Source organism: Fulvimarina fulva (assembly GCF_039652615.1).
GTDB lineage: Bacteria > Pseudomonadota > Alphaproteobacteria > Rhizobiales > Rhizobiaceae > Fulvimarina.
On the sequence record NZ_JBDJAC010000035.1, the window covers coordinates 1 to 1094 of the forward strand.

Sequence of the window (1094 nt, forward strand, 5' to 3'; positions counted from 1 at the left end):
GATTACGCTCGCCATTTTTCGCAAGCGATCGAGGCCCTTCACGCCGAAAAGCGCTACCGGGTGTTTGCCGATCTGGAACGGATCGCGGGCCGCTTTCCGCAGGCGATCTGGCGTAACGAGGGTGAAGCCCGCGAAATCACCGTCTGGTGCTCCAACGACTATCTCGGCATGGGCCAGAACGAAACCGTGGTCGAGGCCATGAAGAACACCGTCTCGGCCATGGGATCGGGCGCCGGCGGCACGCGCAACATCTCCGGCACCAATCACCCGCTGGTCGAGCTGGAGCAGGAGCTCGCCGATCTCCACGGCAAGGAAGCCGCCCTCGTCTTCACCTCGGGCTTCGTCTCCAACGAAGCCTCGATCTCGACGATTGCCAAGCTCCTGCCGGGCTGCCTGATCCTGTCGGACGAGTTGAACCATGCCTCGATGATCGAGGGCGTGAAGAAGTCCGGCGCGAAGAAGCAGATCTTCCGGCACAACGATCTCGCCCATCTCGAAGAGCTTCTGAAAGCCGCGCCGGTCGACCAGCCCAAGCTGATCGTCTTCGAGAGCGTCTATTCCATGGACGGCGATATCGCCCCGATCGGCGCGATCTGCGATCTTGCCGAGACCTACAACGCCATGACCTATATCGACGAGGTCCATGCCGTCGGCATGTATGGCAACCGCGGCGGCGGCATCTCGGAGCGCGACGGCGAGGCCCGCCGCATCGACGTGATCGAGGGCACCCTCGCCAAGGCCTTCGGCACGCTCGGCGGCTACATCACCGGCACCAAGGACGTGATCGACGCGGTCCGCTCCTATGCACCGGGCTTCATCTTCACGACGGCGCTTCCCCCTGCCCTCGCGGCGGCGGCCACCGCCTCGATCCGGCACCTGAAGGAGAGCCAGGCGGAGCGCGATGGCCAGCAGCGCCAGGCGGCCCGCACGAAGCAGGTTCTCGGCAGCGCCGATCTGCCGGTCATGCCGTCGGACACGCATATCGTGCCGATCCTCGTCGGCGATCCGGACCTGTGCAAGCGGGCCTCGGACCATCTCCTTGCAAAGCACGGCATCTACATCCAGCCGATCAACTATCCGACCGTGCCGCGCGG

At 64.7% G+C, this 1094-nt stretch carries 1 protein-coding gene; it reads left to right on the forward strand.

The genetic code is table 11. The features are described 5' to 3' along the window. On the forward strand, positions 1–1094 hold a 1094-nt coding region (gene hemA, locus ABDX79_RS19650), incomplete at both ends, for a 5-aminolevulinate synthase (RefSeq protein WP_346221986.1).